Raw genomic sequence first — 17,475 nt, 5'->3', positions numbered from 1 at the left:
ATCGGGTATCCGCGGCGGCTTCGTGCGCCACGGCCGATTTTTTCCGGCGGGAGTCCGCTGAAACCCGGCGCGGAACGGCGGCGCCGCCTCGCCCGCGCGGTGATGCCGCTGGCGTCATTCTGCCAACATGCTAACGGGGTTGGCCATGTTCGACGCCGTCGCCGCCCTCAAAGACATCCTCGAGAACCTGGACCGCGATGCCCGCGAGGCGACGCGTCTGCGGGCGGTGCTGGTGCCGGAATTGCGCCGGGTGATCGAGCTCGGGCGGGCCGATGCCGAGGCGCGGCTGCTGGAGGAGCGCGACGGCATCGCCTGCGCCCAGCGCCTGAGCCAGCTCACCGACGCGGTGATCCGCACGATTCACGACGCGGTGGTCTGGCGGCTCTACCCGAACGACAATCCCTCCACCGGCGAGCAGCTCGCCGTGGTGGCCACCGGCGGCTACGGCCGGGGCACGATGGCGCCGGGCTCGGACATCGATCTGCTGTTCCTGCTGCCCTACAAGCAGACCGCCTGGTCCGAGAGCGTCGTCGAGGCGATGCTCTACGTGCTGTGGGACCTGAAGCTGAAGGTCGGCCACGCGACCCGCTCGGTGGAGGAATGCCTGCGCGAGGGCCGGGCCGACATGACCATCCGCACCTCGCTCCTGGAGGCGCGCTACCTGTTCGGCACCCGCGTGCTGTTCGAGGAGCTGGTCACCCGCTTCGACACCGAACTGGTGATGTGGACCGCGCCCGAATTCGTCGAGGCGAAGCTGCGCGAGCGCGACGCCCGGGTCTCGAAGGCGGGCGCCTCGCGCTACCTCGTCGAGCCGAACGTCAAGGACGGCAAGGGCGGCCTGCGCGACCTCAACACGCTGTTCTGGATCGCCAAGTACACCTACCGGGTCCGCGACCAGAGCGAGCTGGTGGCCGCCGGGCTGTTCACGCCCGAGGAGTACCGGGTGTTCGAGCGCTGCGACGAGCTGCTGTGGCGGGTGCGCTGCCACATGCACTTCGTCACCGGCCGGGCCGAGGAGCGCCTGTCCTTCGGCCTGCAGCCGAAGATCGCCGAGCGCTTCGGCTACGAGCCGCGCGGCGGCCTGTCGGGCGTCGAGCGCTTCATGAAGGCGTATTTCCTCATCGCCAAGGAGGTCGGCGACCTCACCGCCATCGTGTGCGCGGCCCTGGAGGCGCGCCATGCCAAGCGGACTCCGGTGCTCGACCGCTGGATCGGCCGCTTCCGCGACCGCTTCCGCGCCACCGCCATCGAGGCCGAGGATTTCGTCGACGATCACGGCCGCATCAACCTGCGCGACCCCGACGCCTTCAGCCGCGATCCCGTCAACCTGATCCGGCTGTTCTGGCTCGCCGACCGCCACAACCTGCCGATCCACCCCGACGCCACCCGGGCGGCCAACCGCTCCCTGCGCCTCATCGGCCATTCCCTGCGGGCCGACGAGGAGGCCAACCGGCTCTTCCTCGACATCTTGAGCTCGAAGAACTCGCCGGAGACGATCCTACGGCTGATGAACGAGGCCGGCGTGCTCGGCCGCTTCATCCCGGATTTCGGCCGCATCGTCGCGATGATGCAGTTCAACATGTACCACCACTTCACGGTGGACGAGCACCTGATCCGCGCCATCGGGGTGCTGTCGGCGATCGAGTCGGGCCGCACCGAGGAGGAGCATCCCCTCGCCACCCGGCTGATCGACACCATCAGCAACCGCCGCGCGCTCTACGTCACGGTGCTGCTGCACGACATCGCCAAGGGCCGGCCCGAAGACCATTCCATCGCGGGGGCCGCCATCGCGGAGAAGCTCGGGCCGCGCTTCGGCCTGACCCCGGCCGAGACCGAATTGATGGCCTGGCTGGTGGAACACCACCTGCTGATGTCGATGACCGCCCAGAGCCGCGACCTGTCGGACCCCAAGACCATCGAGAAGTTCGCCGGCGTGGTCCAGACCCTGGAGCGCCTGAAGCTGCTCACCATCCTGACGGTCGCCGACATCAAGGCCGTGGGCCCCGGCGTCTGGACCGCCTGGAAGGGCACGCTGCTCCGCACCCTCTACGACGAGACCGAGGTGGTTTTGTCCGGCGGGCATTCGGAGATCGCCCGCACCGATCGCGTCCGCCTGATCCAGATGGCGCTGCGCGAGCAGCTCACCGGCTGGGAATCCGAGACCTTCGACGCCTATGCGGCGCGGCACAACCAGGCCTACTGGCTCAAGGTCGACACGACGCGCCAGTACAAGCATGCGGGCTTCGTCAAGGCGCTGACGGCGGAGGGCCGCACCGTCGCCACCGCCACCGAGACCGATCCGGTCCGCGGCGTCACCGAATTGACGATCTACTCGCCCGACCATCCGCGCCTGCTCGCCATCGTCACGGGGGCCTGCGCGGCCTCGGGCGGCAACATCGTCGACGCCCAGATCTTCACCACCACGGATGGCTTCGCCCTCGACTCGATCTTCATCTCGCGGGCCTTCGAGCGCGACGAGGACGAGATGCGCCGGGCCGGCCGCATCACCATCGCGATCGAGAAGGCGCTGCGCGGCGAGATCCGCATCGCCGACCTGGTGGCCGACCGGCACCCGCCGAGCGGGCGGGCGCCGACCTTCCTGGTGCCGCCCGACATGGCCATCGACAACGCCCTGTCGAGCCGCGAGACCGTGATCGAGATCACCGGCCTCGATCGCCCGGGCCTGCTCTACGAGCTGACGACGGCGCTGAGTCGGCTCAGCCTCAACATCACCTCGGCCCATGTGGCGACCTTCGGCGAGCGGGCGGTGGACGTGTTCTACGTGACCGACCTCACCGGCACCCGGGTGACGCAGCCCGACCGGCAGGTGGCGATCCGGGCCGCCGTGATGGAGGTCTTTGCCAGCGATGTGGCGGCCCTGCGCGCCGAAGGTCTTGATGCGCTGATCGACTCGCCGCCGCCCCGCGAAGCCTGAACGGCGGAGCCGGCACGATCGCCCGTGCGCTTGATTTCAGGGCGGCACCGCCTGATATCAGCGCCAATCCCGACACCCGATTCCTGCGACGAAATCCAACGATGGCGAACGACATGCATGACGAGCGGCGCGACCCGACCCAGTCGGTCGAGGAGATCCAGGGGGCCGCGCAGGCTGAGGGCACCCATGAGGCCCCCGATGCCCTGGCGTCCCTGGTGGCCGAGCGCGACGAGCTGAAGGACCGCGTCCTGCGCACCCTGGCCGAGATGGAGAACCTGCGCCGGCGGACCGAGCGCGAGGTCGCCGACGCCCGCGTCTACGCGGTGACGAACTTCGCGCGCGACCTTCTCAACTCCGCCGACAACATCCGCCGCGCCCTGGAAAGCATCCCCGAGGCGGACCGGACCAGCGCCGACGGGTCGTTCAAGGCGCTGATCGACGGCATCGAGCTCACCGAGCGCGACCTCGCCAAGACCCTGGAGCGCCACGGCGTCAAGCTGGTCGAGCCGAAGGGCCAGCGCTTCGATCCCAACCGCCACCAGGCGATGTTCGAGGTGCCCGACCCCGAGGTCCCAACCGGCACCGTCGTCCAGGTCATGCAGGCCGGCTACGTCATCGGCGATCGCGTCCTGCGCCCGGCTCTGGTCGGCGTCGCCAAGGGCGGTCCGAAGCCAAGCGCGCCCCCGGCCGACGCCGCCTGAAGGCCGGCCGAAGCGCCACCCCGACCCTCGCCGTCGGGGCGGGAGATAGCAGACCGCACTGCGCCGTCATTCCGGGGCGCCGGAGGCGAGCCCGGAATCCAGATCCGCCGGCGGCGTAAGGTTCTGCACGCTTTGCGTTTCTGGATCCCGGGTTCCGCTGCGCGGCCCCGGGAAGACGCGGCGCTGCGTCTGGGCTTCCGGCAGAACCTTTCGCCAAAGCCGCTTCGCTTCTGCGATCCCCCCGCCCGCAGGGGGAGGGAAGCGGTTCGCCCTAGCGCATCTGCACGCTGTCGACGACCTCGCGGAAGCGGGCGAGCACGCCCTCGCGCTTGTCGGCCTTGACCACGCCGACGGCGCGCAGGTAGCCGTCCGGCGCGAAGCGGATCGTCTGCGAGATGACCACCGGCGTGCCGGTGGCGGTGTCGACCGCCCGGGCCACGATCTCGTGCCAGTCGACGCCGTTCTGGCGGTAGCTCTGGGCCCGCTCGATCACGAAGTCCTTCATCGTCTGGTTCGAGTAGAGCGCCGCGCGGGCGAAGGCTTCGCGCTGTTCCGTGGCCGGCGGCGGCTGCACCGCCTGCGCCAGCACCAGGATCGGCTGCTCGAGCCCGAGCATCTCGTCCTTCGCCCCCTGGGTCAGCAGCACCGAGTTGCCGGCCAGCACCCGCACCGGTCGGAAACCGGCATCGTTGCCGATGCGGAACGGCAGGGCATCGACCTGCTGCTGCAGGCTCAGGGCCGGGCGGATGTGGATGCCGGTCAGAAGACGCTTCATCGTCTCCTCGGTCTCGGCATCCGGTGTCGCCTGCGCGATGATGATGCCGGTGACGGTCGGGTCGCCGACCAGCAGCATCCACTTCTTGATCGCCGGGGTCCCGGCCGATTCCACCGCCGGCTGCTCGCCGGTGAACAGCACCGCATCGACGTCGCCCGCGACCTTGATGGCCTGGCGGCTCGAGACGATGAAGCCCTGGGCCTTCAGGTTCTCGTCGGTGAAATTGGTTTCCAGGTCGGCGAAGGCGTTGGCGGGCAGTTCCACCACCGAGACCGTCGCGCCGCCTTCGAGCCGCTCCAGGCCGGAGAAGCGCTTCGAGGAGACCATGTCCGACGGCGGATCGAAGCCGAAGCGCGAGCTCGGCGGAAAGACCGGGTCGGCGGCCAGCGCGGGCCCCGCCAGCCCCAGGGCGAGGGCCAGGATGGAAACGCGACGGACGAGGATACGCAGACGCATCAAATCGGTTCTCCGCAAGGCCCCGGTCTCGCAGGGCAGGTCGGCCGGGTCAGCCCCCGGGAGGCCGATCGCCGGAGAGGCTGACGCGATGGGTCGGCCCACACCCCGTCGCTGTCAAGCGCCTGACGGCCGCGTGACACGGCGCAGGGTCAGGTTGCAGCGGCCGCCTGCCGCCAGGATGGCCGGAACTGGCGCCGGCGCGGCGCCCTGGAGCAGGTCCGGCACCTCCGGGATCAGCCGGTCCACGCCGTGATGGATGAGCCGGGCCGGCCCGCCGATCACGAGCGCGTCACCGGCCCGAAGGCGCACCGAGCGCGTCGGATCGCTGCGCTTCAGGCCGCCGTAGCGGAACAGGGCGGTGGCGCCCAGCGAGAGCGACAGAACCGGCGCATCGCGGGCGTCCTCGTCGCGGTCCTGGTGCAGGCCCATGCGGGCGCCGGCGTCGTAGAGATTGACGAGGCAGGCCTCGGGCGGGGCCGGATAAGCGGCCAGCCTCGTCCAGGCGGCGAGGGCCGTGGCGGGCATGGCCGGCCAGGGCGCCCCCGTCTCGGGATGATGCGCCTGGTAGCGATAGCCGGTCCGGTCGGAGACCCAGCCGAGCGATCCGCAATTCGACATCCGCACCGAGAAGGGCTGGTCGGTGCGCGGCATGCGGGGAATGTAGGCGGGCGCGTGCGCCAGCACGGCGTCGAGTTCGGCGGCCAGGCGCGCCTGCGCGGCCTGATCGAGGTAGCCCGGAACATGGATCAGGCCGGGAGCGAGGACGATCCCGGCCGGTGCGGTCGGCGCCATGCGCCCGCGATCAGGCCTTGTGGTCGATGTCGTGCTCCAGCACCGTCTTGCTCTCCACCGTCGTGTCGGCCTTGAGCTGGTAGACGAGCGGGATGCCGGTGGCGATCTCGAGGCTGGCGATGGTCTTCGTGGTCATGCCGTCGAGCACCATCACGAGAGCCCGCAGGGAATTGCCGTGAGCGGCCACCAGAACGCGCTCGCCCGCCATCACGCGGGGCAGGATGACCTGGATGTAGTAGGGCAGGACCCGGGCGGCGGTGTCCTTCAGGCTCTCGCCGCCGGGCGGGGGCACGTCGTAGGACCGGCGCCACTGATGCACCTGGGCGTCGCCCCAGCGCTCGCGGGCATCGTCCTTGTTGAGTCCGGACAGGTCGCCGTAATCGCGCTCGTTCAGGGCCTCGTTGCGGATCGTCTCGATGCCGCCGAGATCCATCTCCTCCAGGATCAGCGCGCAGGTGCGCTGGGCCCGCTTCAGGTTGGAGGTGAAGGCGACGTCGAAGCCGTAGCCCTGCTCCTTGAGCCAGCGCCCGGCATTGCGGGCCTCCTCGACGCCGCGGTCCGTCAGCTCGGGATCACGCCAGCCCGTGAAGAGCTTCTTGAGGTTCCATTCGCTCTGGCCATGGCGAGCGAGGACGAGAAGGCGATCCATCGGGGGGCGATCCTCTTGGTCTTTGGAGACAACACCCTCGCGAGGCGATGGTGCAATGCAGCGAACGTGCGTTCGGCGGCTCATGGGCGCCCGAATCTGAACGGCGGATGACGGGGCCGCCGTGCCGACGTGGCTTCCGTATTAAAGCCCGAGGACGTCGTCCATCCCGTAGAGACCGGGGGGCCTGTCGAAGGCCCAGAGCGCCGCCCGCACGGCCCCGCGCGCGAAGATCGCGCGGTCCTCGGCGTGATGGCTGACGGTGATGCGCTCGCCGGGGCCGGCGAAGACCACGCTGTGGTCGCCCACCACCGTGCCGCCGCGCAGGGTGGCGAAGCCGATGTCGCCGGGCCGGCGCGCCCCGGTATGGCCGTCGCGGGTGGAGACGCGGGCGTCGGCCAGGGCGACGCCGCGCCCCTCGGCCGCCGCCTCGCCGAGCAGCAGGGCCGTCCCCGAGGGCGCATCGACCTTCATGCGGTGATGCATCTCGACGACCTCGATATCGAAATCCTCGCCGAGGGCCGCCGCCATCCGGCGCACGAGGCCGGCGACGAGGTTGACCCCGAGGGACATGTTGCCCGAGCGCACGATGCGGGCATGGTGGGCGGCCGCTCCGAGCTTGGCGAGGTCGGCCTCCTGCAGGCCCGTGGTGCCGACCACGTGGACGATGCGGGCCTGGGCGGCGAGCTCGGCGAAGAAGGTGGTGGCGGCGGGCGCGGTGAAGTCGAGGACACCCTCGGCCGCCGCGAAGACCGGCAGCGGGTCGTCCGTGACCGCGACGCCGAGGGGCTGAAGACCCGCCAACGTGCCGGCATCCTGCCCCAGGGCCTCGGAGCCCGCGCGCTCGATGGCGCCCGACAGCGTGCAGCCCTCGGTCTCCGCCACCGCGCGGATCAGCATCCGCCCCATGCGCCCGTCGGCGCCCACCACCACGAGCCGCATGCCTGGCCTCGTCATCCTGTCGAACTCGCGCCTGCGGTACAGCCTCCGGCGGGCAGCGGCAAGGATCGGCGAGGATCGGCAAAGATTTGCAAGGGTCGGCGCCCCGGAGGGACTTCAGCGCCCCGCCTGCGCCAGCAGCGGCCCGAGCACGTCGGTGACGCCGTTCACGGTGATCTGGGTGCCGACGCAGAGCAGCAGGAAGGCGAAGAGCCGTCCGAGCACCCGCGCGCCGACGGGGCCGATCCAGGTCACCACCCGGTCGGCCGAGCCGTAGGTGAAGCGCACCAGCACGGCGATGGCCAGCGCCGCCAGGGACATGCCGACGTAGAAGCCGATCCGGTCCGGCCCGGGCGCGGGCCGGTTGGAGCCCAGCGCGATCGCCACCGCGATGGTGCCGGGCCCGGTGGTGAAGGGGAGCGTCAGGGGAAAGAATGCGATCTCGGCGAGGTTTCCGGCGGGGTCCCGGGTCACCTCGGCCTGCTTGCGGGCCTCGCGCGCCTCCGGCGCCGTCAGCAGCGTCCAGGCCGAGGCCGCCACCACGAGGCCGCCGGCGATGCGCAGCGCCGCCAGCGAGACGCCGAAGAAGTTGAGGATCGGCGCCCCGGCCCACAGGGTCGAGAGCATGATGAGGGCGGCGTAGAAGCCGATGCGCCGGGCCAGCTCCAGGCGCTCGGCGTGGGAGTTCAGCGCCGTCACCTGCGCGAAGATCAGGGACGAACCCACCGGGTTCACGATGGAGAACAGGGACGAGAAGGCGAGCACGAAGCTCTGGAGCGCGGCCTCCGGCGCGATCAGGTTCAGCATGCGCTCAACCCGGCGAGGGGGCGGGCACCAGGACGCGGGCCGGGGCGAGGCGGGCGACCTTGCGCGCGCGCCGCACGGCGACCGGGCGGTAGAGCTGCTTGGTGGCGTCGATCACGTGCAGCCCGGCGAAGGGCAGGGACAGGCTCGTGCCCATGCGCTCCCAGGCGCTCGCGGTACGCAGCAGCAACCGGTTCTCCACCGGCGGCATGTACAGGGTCTCGGCCCAGCCCTCGGGGGAGAACTGGGTGCTGCGCATCAGCCGGGCGAGCTGCGAGCGGCTGTAGGGCTGGCCGTGACCGAACGGGGTCGCATCGCGCCGGGCCCAGACGCCGCGCCGGTTCGGCACCACCAGGATCATGCGCCCGCCCGGTGTCAGCACGCGCCAGACGTCCTGCAGCAGCTCCGTCGGGCTCTCGACCGATTCGAGGGCGTGCACCAGGATCACCCGGTCCACCGCCGCTTCCGGCAGGGGCATCATCGTGGGATCGGCCAGCGCCGAGCAGGAGCGGCCGCTGCCGGGCCAGTTCACCACCCCCTGGGTCGCCGGCATGAAGGCCAGGGTCCGTTCGGCGATGACGTGGACGGGGCCGAGATACGGCGTGGCGTAGCCGAGCCCGAGCACGCGCAGGCCCGACACCGAGCCCAGAAAGCTGTGGATCGCGCGCGCGACGATGCGGTGCGTCACGCCCCCCAGGGGGCTCGCATAGAAGGCGCGCAGATCAGTGACGTCGAGGCGCATGGGACAGGTTTCGAGCGGCCACGGGGCGGGGCGCGAAAAAACAGGTGCAGGGGATCAATGGGGGCCGGCACCCCGCCCGACAAGCCCGGATCGGCCCGAGGGGGGCGGGGACCGGGGAAAAACCACCTGGACCCGGCGTCCGCGGGTCCCATGTCCTGGTCGACGCAACGATGTCCTGCTCGACGCCACCATGTCCTGTTCGACGCCGCCATCCCCGAGGACGCTGCCATGACTGCCGCAAAGCCCGAGATCCACACCTTCCTGTGCCGCTCCGACAACATCGGAGTCCTGATCCGCGACCCCGCCACCGGCGCCTGCGCGGCCATCGACGTGCCAGAGGCCGACGCGGTCCTGGCCGCCCTGGCGGAGACCGGCTGGACCCTCACCGACATCCTCGTGACGCATCGGCACGGCGACCATGTGGAGGGCATCCCGGAGGTGAAACGTCGCACCGGCGCGCGGGTGACGGCGCCCCTCAAGGCGGGCGCCGCCGTCCCGGAGGTCGACGTCACCGTGTCGGAGGGCGATGGGGTCCAGGTCGGCGATCTCGCCGCCGAGGTCTGGGAAACGCCGGGGCATTGCGCCGACCACGTCACCTACTGGTTTGCCGAGGCCGGCGTGGTGTTCGCGGGCGACACCCTGTTCACCCTGGGCTGCGGGCGGGTGATGGAGGACGAGCCCGCCACCCTGTGGCATTCGCTGGCGCGCTTCCTGCCGCTGCCCGATGCGACGGCGGTCTACAGCGGCCACGACTACGTCCTGTCCAACGCGCGTTTCGCGCTGGCGGCCGAGCCCGGCAACGCGGTTCTGGCCGAACGGGCGGCGGAGGCGGAGCGCGCGAAGGCCGAGGGACGCGTCCTGATTCCGAGCACGATCGGCGCGGAGCGGGCGACCAATCCGTTCCTGCGCGCCGGTGAGGCGGCCCTCGCGCAGGCCGTGGGTCTGACCCCCGGAACCCAGCCCTCGGTTGTCTTTACTGCACTAAGGGCCTGGAAGAACCGGTTCTAACTCGCTAAAGGGGGCATTACAGAAGGGCGGGTGCTGTCATTGGTTCCCGTCATCTGGACGTTCCGGTGGGTGAGATCCGTTCTGGCAAGACGGACCCAAACGGGAGCCTTGCGCACCCCTGTCTTGCCTATCTCCTGCCTGCCTATCTCCTGCTTGCCGATCCCTTCCACGAGCCCCGGTGTCCCATTGATGCAGCCGCCCGGCCCGCCTTTCGCCTTCGATCACGCGATCAACCTCGGACACGGCCAGAGTTCCGAGTCGCAGGATTCCGAGTCGCACGATTTTAAGTCGGAAGATTTCAAGTCGGAAGATTCCGGGTCACGCGATTCCGGGTCGCGCGACTTCGACCCATCGGGTGAGAGTGCGGCCAACGAGGCCGGCGCCAAGGACATCGGTGTCCGCCTCACGGTGCCGCGCCTGGGGCGTCCGGCGCCCCGGCCGACCGCGCCATTGGCCGTCGATGCGCGCCTGCTCGCCGTCGCCACGGAACATCTGCGCCGCCTCGGACCCAAGCGCGTGACCGTGGTGGCCGTCGCCGCCGAGGCGGGCATGACCCACGCCAATGTCTACCGCTACTTCCCCTCGAAGGACGCGCTCCTCGATGCGGTGGCGGGGCGCTGGCTGCGCGACGTCGAGGCGGAACTCGCCCGCATCGCCGATGCGCCGGACCCGGCCGACGACAAGATCGAGCGCCTGCTCACCGCCCTGGCGAGCGTCCAGCGCGAGACGCTGGTGCATGAGCCGAACCTGTTCGCCGTCCACCTCGACGCCACCGTGGGCGCGCGCCCCATTGCCCGGCGCCACCGGGTCCGGCTGCGCAGTCTCGTGGAGCGCGTGGTGGAGGAGGGCATCGGGGCCGGCGCCTTCGTCGCCCGGGACCGCGAGCGGGCCATCGCGCACATCTTCGATGCCAGCTACCGCTTCACCCATCCGCTGGCGATTCAGCACGATGCCGACCTGCCGCGCGACCTCGTCGAAGCCCGTCTGGGCGCGGTGATTCTGGCGATCCAGAAGGTGCTGCGGACCGGGACGCTCTGAGCCTCCGTGACAGAGTTTTTGATCTGTCACCTGAGCTTCGCCGCCGAACCAAGTCGATGCCTATTCTGCCAACTGCCTGAGGGGTCTGCGCTTTTTCGGCGGTGGCCGGTGCCCGCCTGAGAGCCGCCCTGGCCCGAACCCTGCTTTGCCGTTCGTGCCTCGGTTGAAGCCCTGGGCCTTTTCGGCCACACACCGCGGCAGCACTGCGCCGGTGGTCGAGACCCCTCCGCGCGCCGCGACCCGCGACTCAAGGACCGGAGGTTGGTTTCCCCCATGGCACGCAGCAAGATCGCGCTCATCGGCGCCGGACAGATCGGTGGAACCCTCGCGCACCTGGCGGGCCTCAAGGAACTCGGCGACGTCGTCCTGTTCGACATCGCCGACGGCGTGCCCCAGGGCAAAGGCCTCGACATCGCCGAGTCCGCGCCCGTCGACGGGTTCGATGCGACCTACACGGGTGCCAGCGATTATGCGGCGATTGCCGGCGCCGACGTGGTGATCGTCACCGCCGGCGTGCCGCGCAAGCCCGGCATGAGCCGCGACGACCTGATCGGCATCAACCTCAAGGTCATGGAAGCGGTCGGCACCGGCATCAAGCAGCACGCGCCCGACGCCTTCGTGATCTGCATCACCAATCCCCTCGACGCCATGGTCTGGGCCCTGCAGAAGTTCTCGGGTCTTCCCACGCACAAGGTGGTGGGCATGGCCGGCGTGCTCGATTCCGCCCGCTTCCGCCACTTCCTCGCCGACGAGTTCAAGGTCTCGGTGGAGGACGTCACCGCCTTCGTGCTCGGCGGCCACGGCGACGACATGGTCCCGCTGGTGCGCTACTCCACGGTGGCCGGCGTGCCGCTGCCCGACCTGGTCAAGCTCGGCTGGACCAGCCAGGAGAAGCTCGACGCCATGGTCGAGCGCACCCGCAAGGGCGGCGGCGAGATCGTCAACCTGCTCAAGACCGGCTCGGCCTTCTACGCCCCCGCGGCGTCGGCCATCGCCATGGCCGAGAGCTACCTGCGCGACAAGCGCCGCGTGCTCCCCTGCGCCGCCTATCTCAACGGCGAGTACGGCATCACCGACATGTATGTCGGCGTGCCGATCGTGATCGGGGCCAACGGTGTCGAGCGCGTGCTCGAGGTCGCCTTCAACGATGACGAGAAGGCGATGTTCGACAAGTCGGTCGGCGCCGTGAAGACCCTGATCGAGGCCTGCAAGAGCGTGAACCCCGCGCTGGCCTGATCGCCGGCCGTCGTTCCGGGGCGCCCGCCGGCGCGCCCGGAATCCAGGGCCGCCGACGCGGCAGGCTGGATCGCAACCTGTGTTTCTGGATCCCGGGCTCCGCGTCGCGGCCCCGGGATGACGTTGAGGGTCTGAATCCATGAACATTCACGAGTACCAGGCCAAGGCGGTGCTGAAGGAATTCGGCCTGCCCGTCTCGCGCGGCGTGCCGATCTTCAAGCCCGAGGAGGCCGAGGCGGCCGCCAAGGAACTCGGCGGCCCGGTCTGGGTGGTGAAGTCCCAGATCCACGCGGGCGGCCGCGGCAAGGGGACCTTCAAGGGAGCTCCCGCCGGCGCCAAGGGCGGCGTGCGCGTCACCAAGTCCCTCGACGAGGTCAAGCAGTTCGCCGGCGAAATGCTGGGCCAGACCCTCGTCACGATCCAGACCGGCGAGGCCGGCAAGCAGGTCAACCGTCTCTACATCGAGGAGGGCGCCCAGATCGAGGCGGAGTTCTACCTCTCGATGCTGGTGGATCGCGAGACCGGCAAGGTCGCGTACGTCGTCTCGACGGAAGGCGGCATGGACATCGAGACGGTCGCCCACGACACGCCCGAGAAGATCGTCACCTTCTCGGTCGACCCGGCCACCGGCGTGATGCCCCATCACGGCCGCCTCGTCGCCAAGACCCTCGGCCTCTCGGGCGCCCAGGCCAAGGAAGCGGGCGACCTCACCACCCGGCTCTACGAGGCGTTCACCGCCAAGGACATGAGCATGCTGGAGATCAACCCGCTGGTGCTCACCGGCGACGGCCATCTCAAGTGCCTCGATGCCAAGATCTCCTTCGACTCGAACGCCCTCTACCGCCACCCCGACATCGTGGCCCTGCGTGACGAGACCGAGGAGGACGCCAAGGAGATCGAGGCCTCGAAGTACGATCTGGCCTACATCGCGCTAGACGGCACCATCGGCTGCATGGTCAACGGCGCCGGCCTCGCCATGGCGACCCTCGACATCATCAAGCTCTACGGCGAGGAGCCGGCGAACTTCCTCGATGTCGGCGGCGGCGCGTCCGAGGAGAAGGTCACGGCGGCCTTCAAGATCATCACCGCCGATCCGCAGGTGAAGGGCATCCTGGTCAACATCTTCGGCGGGATCATGAAGTGCGACGTGATCGCCAACGGCGTGATCGCGGCGGTGAAGGCGGTCGGCCTGCAGGTGCCCCTGGTGGTGCGCCTGGAGGGCACCAACGTCGAGAAGGGCAAGGAGATCATCCGGAATTCCGGCCTGAACGTGATCCCCGCCGACGACCTCGACGACGCCGCGCAGAAGATCGTCGCCGCCGTGAAGAAGGGCTGAGAGTACCCATGTCCATCCTGATCGACGCGAACACCAAGGTCATCTGCCAGGGCTTCACCGGCAAGAACGGGACCTTCCACTCCGAGCAGGCCATCGCCTACGGCACCAAGATGGTCGGCGGCACCTCGCCCGGTAAGGGCGGCTCGAAGCACCTCAACCTGCCGGTCTTCGACACGGTGGCGGAGGCGCGCGAGGCCACGGGCGCCGACGCTTCCGTGGTCTACGTGCCGCCGCCGGGCGCGGCCGACGCGATCTGCGAGGCGATCCAGGCCGAGATCCCGCTCATCGTCTGCATCACCGAGGGCATTCCGGTGCTCGACATGGTGCGGGTCAAGCGCGCCCTGGAAGGTTCGAAGTCCCGCCTCGTCGGCCCGAACTGCCCCGGCATCGTCACCGCCGGCCAGTGCAAGATCGGCATCATGCCGGCCAACATCTTCAAGCCCGGCTCGGTGGGTATCGTCTCGCGCTCCGGCACGCTGACCTACGAGGCCGTGTTCCAGACCACCAATGCGGGACTCGGCCAGACCACGGCGGTGGGCATCGGCGGCGACCCGGTGAAGGGCACGGAATTCATCTCCATGCTCGAGCTGTTCCTGGCCGACGACAAGACCGAGTCGATCGTGATGATCGGCGAGATCGGCGGCTCGGCCGAGGAAGAGGCGGCGCAGTTCCTGGCCGACGAGGCCAAGCGCGGCCGCAAGAAGCCCATGGTCGGCTTCATCGCCGGCCGCACGGCGCCTCCGGGCCGCCGCATGGGCCATGCGGGCGCGATCATCTCGGGCGGCAAGGGCGGCGCCGAGGACAAGATCGCCGCCATGGAAGCGGCCGGCATCCGGGTCTCGCCCTCGCCGGCCCGCCTCGGCAGCACGCTGGTCGACGTCCTGCGCGGCTGACACTCCGGGATCGCAGGCCTGCATTGCTCCGGCGTTCAGGTCCGAGACCCCATCTAGGAACGAGCGACGCGGGACAGGGTCCCGCGTCTTTCCCCACACTTCCGATTCCCGACCGCGATCCCGGCGGAACGGATCGGGCAGGGCCTCGCCCCGACGGCAGGCTCCGCGAAGCGGCAGGATGACCCGAACGATGGCACGCCAGGACGCGCTCGAAACCTCGTTCCTCTACGGCGGCAACGCCGCCTACATCGAGGAACTGCAGGCGGCTTACGCCCGTGATCCGAACTCGGTCGATCCCGAGTGGCAGGCGTTCTTCCGCTCCCTGAACGAGGACAAGGGCCTGGCGGAGAAGAACGCCGCCGGCGCCTCTTGGGAGCGGCCGAACTGGCCCATCCACGCCAATGGCGAGATCGTCTCGGCGCTGGACGGCAACTGGGCCACCGTCGAGAAGGCCATCGGCGACAAGATCCGCGCCAAGAGCGACACCGCCTCGGCCCCCGCGAAGGGCGTCGTCGTCGCCTCCGCTCCCGGCATCTCGGTGGAGCAGGCCACCAAGGACTCGGTGCGCGCGATCATGCTGATCCGTGCCTACCGCATGCGCGGCCACCTGCACGCCAAGCTCGATCCCCTCGGCCTCGCGCCGCGCGGCGACCACGAGGAGCTTCACCCGCAGCATTACGGCTTCGAGGAGAAGGACTGGGACCGCCCGATCTTCCTCGACAACGTGCTCGGCCTCGAGTTCTCGACCATCCGCGAGATCGTCGAGATCCTGGAGCGCACCTACTGCCAGACGCTCGGCGTCGAATTCATGCACATCTCCAACCCGGAGGAGAAGGCGTGGATCCAGGAGCGCATCGAGGGCAAGGGCAAGGAGATCACCTTCACCCCCGAGGGACGGCGCGCGATCCTGAACAAGCTGATCGAGGCGGAAGGCTTCGAGAAGTTCCTCGACCTCAAGTACACCGGCACCAAGCGCTTCGGCCTCGACGGCTCTGAGGCGATGATCCCGGCCTTGGAGCAGATCATCAAGCGCGGCGGCGCCCTCGGCGCCGAGGAGATCGTGGTGGGCATGGCCCATCGCGGCCGCCTCAACGTGCTCACCAACGTGATGGCCAAGCCGTTCCGGGCGGTGTTCAACGAGTTCAAGGGCGGCTCGGCCAATCCGGCCGAGGTCGAGGGCTCCGGCGACGTGAAGTACCATCTCGGTGCCTCGTCGGACCGCGCCTTCGACGGCAACAACGTCCACCTCTCGCTCACCGCCAACCCGTCGCACCTCGAGATCGTCGATCCGGTGGTGCTCGGCAAGGTGCGGGCGAAGCAGGACCAGCGGGCCAAGCCCACGGTGGAGCGCACCCGGGTGGTGCCGCTTCTGATCCACGGCGACGCCGCCTTCGCGGGGCAGGGCGTGGTGGCCGAGTGCCTCGGCCTGTCCGGGCTGAAGGGCCATCGCACCGGCGGCTCGATCCACTTCATCATCAACAATCAGATCGGCTTCACCACCGATCCGCGCTTCTCGCGCTCCTCGCCCTATCCGTCGGACGTCGCCAAGATGGTGGAGGCGCCGATCTTCCACTGCAACGGCGACGACCCGGAGGCCGTCACCTTCGCGGCCAAGATCGCGATCGAGTACCGCCAGAAGTTCGGCAAGCCCGTCGTCATCGACATGCTGTGCTACCGCCGCTTCGGTCACAACGAGGGCGACGAGCCGGCCTTCACCCAGCCGAAGATGTACCAGCGCATCCGCAAGCACCCGACCGCGCTGGAGACCTACGGCAAGAAGCTCGTGGCCGAGGGCGTCCTGAGCCAGGAGCAGCTCGACACGCGCAAGGCCGAGTTCCGCGCCATCCTGGACGCCGAGCTTGAGGTCGCCACCAACTACAAGGCCAACAAGGCCGACTGGCTCGACGGACGCTGGGCCGGCTTCAAGGCCGTGCGCGAGGACGTGGACGATCCCCGTCGCGGCAAGACCGGCGTGCCGGCCGAGACCCTGCGGGAGATCGCCCAGCGCATCACCACGCCGCCGCCCGGCTTCCACCTGCACCGCACGATCCAGCGCTTCTTCGACAATCGCGCCAAGGCGGTCGAGTCGGGCAAGGGCATCGATTGGGCGACCGCCGAGGCCCTGGCCTTCGGCTCGCTGCTCATCGAGGGCCATCGCGTCCGCCTGTCGGGCCAGGATGTCGAGCGCGGCACCTTCTCGCAGCGCCACGCCGTGGTGATCGACCAGGAGAACGAGCAGCGCTACACCTCGCTGAACTCGATCCGTGAGGGCCAGGCGAGCCTGGAGGTCATCAACTCGATGCTCTCCGAGGAGGCGGTGCTCGGCTTCGAATACGGCTACTCCGCGGCCGAACCCAACGCCCTGGTGCTGTGGGAGGCGCAGTTCGGCGACTTCGCCAACGGCGCCCAGGTGGTGATCGACCAGTTCATCTCGTCGGGCGAGCGCAAGTGGCTGCGCATGTCGGGCCTGACCCTGCTGCTGCCGCACGGCTACGAGGGCCAGGGGCCGGAGCATTCCTCCGCCCGCCTGGAGCGCTTCCTGCAGATGTGCGCCGAGGACAACATGCAGGTCGCCAACTGCACCACGCCGTCGAACTACTTCCACATCCTGCGCCGGCAGCTGCACCGCGAATTCCGCAAGCCGCTGATCCTGATGACGCCGAAGTCGCTGCTGCGGCACAAGAAGGCGGTCTCTCCGATCGAGGCGATGGCGGACGGATCGAGCTTCCACCGCGTGCTCTGGGACGATGCCGAGCGCGACGAGGACGGCATCAAGCTGGTCAAGGACGACAAGGTCCGGCGCGTCGTGCTGTGCTCGGGCAAGGTCTATTACGACCTCTACGACGAGCGCGAGAAGCGCGGCGTCAACGACGTCTACCTGATGCGGGTCGAGCAGCTCTATCCCTTCCCCCTCAAGGCGCTCGCGGGCGAGATGGGGCGCTTCCGCAACGCCGAGGTGGTGTGGTGCCAGGAGGAGCCCAAGAACATGGGCTCCTGGGCCTTCGTCGAACCCTACCTCGAATGGGTGCTGGGCCAGGCCCAGTCGCCGGTGAAGCGTGCGCGCTACGTCGGTCGCCCCGCCTCCGCCTCCACGGCGGTGGGCCTGCTCTCGAAGCACCAGGCCCAGCTCCAGGCCTTCCTCAACGAGGCGCTGGCGGTCTGACCGCCGGCGCA

General features: G+C 69.5%; 14 protein-coding genes. 8 read left to right on the top strand and 6 right to left on the bottom strand.

Translation table 11 applies throughout. The features are described 5' to 3' along the window. Positions 1-145 precede the first annotated feature (145 nt). The gene (locus ASF57_RS17310; RefSeq protein ID WP_056485403.1) at positions 146-2,935 is read left to right on the top strand and encodes a [protein-PII] uridylyltransferase; all 2,790 of its coding nucleotides are present in this window, start codon (positions 146-148) and stop codon (positions 2,933-2,935) included. Between the two features lie 101 nt (positions 2,936-3,036). Further along, positions 3,037-3,636: a nucleotide exchange factor GrpE gene (grpE, locus tag ASF57_RS17305; protein WP_056182414.1), complete on the top strand. Its 600-nt coding sequence runs from the start codon at positions 3,037-3,039 to the stop codon at positions 3,634-3,636. Positions 3,637-3,907: 271 nt separating this feature from the next. On the opposite strand, the gene ASF57_RS17300 is transcribed toward grpE, so the two are convergent. The 6 genes from ASF57_RS17300 to ASF57_RS17275 form a co-directional block, all read right to left on the bottom strand. After that, on the bottom strand, positions 3,908-4,867 hold the full coding sequence (locus tag ASF57_RS17300; RefSeq protein WP_056182412.1) for a hypothetical protein: 960 nt from the start codon (positions 4,865-4,867) through the stop codon (positions 3,908-3,910). A gap of 114 nt (positions 4,868-4,981) precedes the next feature. Further along, positions 4,982-5,659: an alpha-ketoglutarate-dependent dioxygenase AlkB gene (locus tag ASF57_RS17295; protein ID WP_056182409.1), complete on the bottom strand. Its 678-nt coding sequence runs from the start codon at positions 5,657-5,659 to the stop codon at positions 4,982-4,984. A gap of 10 nt (positions 5,660-5,669) precedes the next feature. Further along, on the bottom strand, positions 5,670-6,308 hold the full coding sequence (locus tag ASF57_RS17290; protein WP_056182406.1) for a 2,3-bisphosphoglycerate-dependent phosphoglycerate mutase: 639 nt from the start codon (positions 6,306-6,308) through the stop codon (positions 5,670-5,672). Between the two features lie 141 nt (positions 6,309-6,449). Beyond that, positions 6,450-7,247: a 4-hydroxy-tetrahydrodipicolinate reductase gene (gene dapB, locus ASF57_RS17285; protein WP_056182403.1), complete on the bottom strand. Its 798-nt coding sequence runs from the start codon at positions 7,245-7,247 to the stop codon at positions 6,450-6,452. Positions 7,248-7,361: 114 nt separating this feature from the next. After that, positions 7,362-8,051 (bottom strand): MarC family protein, encoded by a 690-nt coding sequence (locus tag ASF57_RS17280; RefSeq protein ID WP_056485401.1) that lies wholly within the window; start codon positions 8,049-8,051, stop codon positions 7,362-7,364. A 4-nt stretch (positions 8,052-8,055) separates the two neighbouring features. Further along, a complete protein-coding gene (locus tag ASF57_RS17275; RefSeq protein WP_056182398.1) occupies positions 8,056-8,790 on the bottom strand; it encodes a class I SAM-dependent methyltransferase in 735 nt (244 codons plus the stop codon). 228 nt (positions 8,791-9,018) lie between these two features. On the opposite strand from ASF57_RS17275, the gene gloB reads away from it, so the two are divergent. The 6 genes from gloB (at position 9,019) to ASF57_RS17245 (ending at position 17,464) form a co-directional block, all read left to right on the top strand. Continuing rightward, positions 9,019-9,798, top strand: a complete 780-nt coding sequence (gene gloB / locus ASF57_RS17270; RefSeq protein ID WP_056485400.1) for a hydroxyacylglutathione hydrolase — start codon at positions 9,019-9,021, stop codon at positions 9,796-9,798. A gap of 408 nt (positions 9,799-10,206) precedes the next feature. Next, positions 10,207-10,836: a TetR family transcriptional regulator gene (locus ASF57_RS17265; protein WP_338011498.1), complete on the top strand. Its 630-nt coding sequence runs from the start codon at positions 10,207-10,209 to the stop codon at positions 10,834-10,836. A gap of 273 nt (positions 10,837-11,109) precedes the next feature. After that, on the top strand, positions 11,110-12,072 hold the full coding sequence (mdh, locus tag ASF57_RS17260; RefSeq protein WP_056182393.1) for a malate dehydrogenase: 963 nt from the start codon (positions 11,110-11,112) through the stop codon (positions 12,070-12,072). A 139-nt stretch (positions 12,073-12,211) separates the two neighbouring features. Further along, entirely contained in the window at positions 12,212-13,408 is a 1,197-nt protein-coding gene (sucC, locus tag ASF57_RS17255; RefSeq protein ID WP_056485398.1) for an ADP-forming succinate--CoA ligase subunit beta, read from the top strand. An 8-nt stretch (positions 13,409-13,416) separates the two neighbouring features. Continuing rightward, entirely contained in the window at positions 13,417-14,301 is an 885-nt protein-coding gene (gene sucD / locus ASF57_RS17250; RefSeq protein WP_056182387.1) for a succinate--CoA ligase subunit alpha, read from the top strand. Between the two features lie 190 nt (positions 14,302-14,491). Beyond that, positions 14,492-17,464 carry a 2-oxoglutarate dehydrogenase E1 component gene (locus ASF57_RS17245; RefSeq protein ID WP_056485396.1) on the top strand — a complete coding sequence of 991 codons (2,973 nt, stop codon included), beginning with the start codon at positions 14,492-14,494 and terminating at the stop codon, positions 17,462-17,464. Positions 17,465-17,475 lie beyond the last annotated feature (11 nt).

The organism is Methylobacterium sp. Leaf117 (assembly GCF_001422985.1).
In the GTDB taxonomy this organism is placed as follows: domain Bacteria; phylum Pseudomonadota; class Alphaproteobacteria; order Rhizobiales; family Beijerinckiaceae; genus Methylobacterium.
Note: the sequence above shows the minus strand (reverse complement) of the source record. Positions and strands in the feature narration are given on the sequence as shown.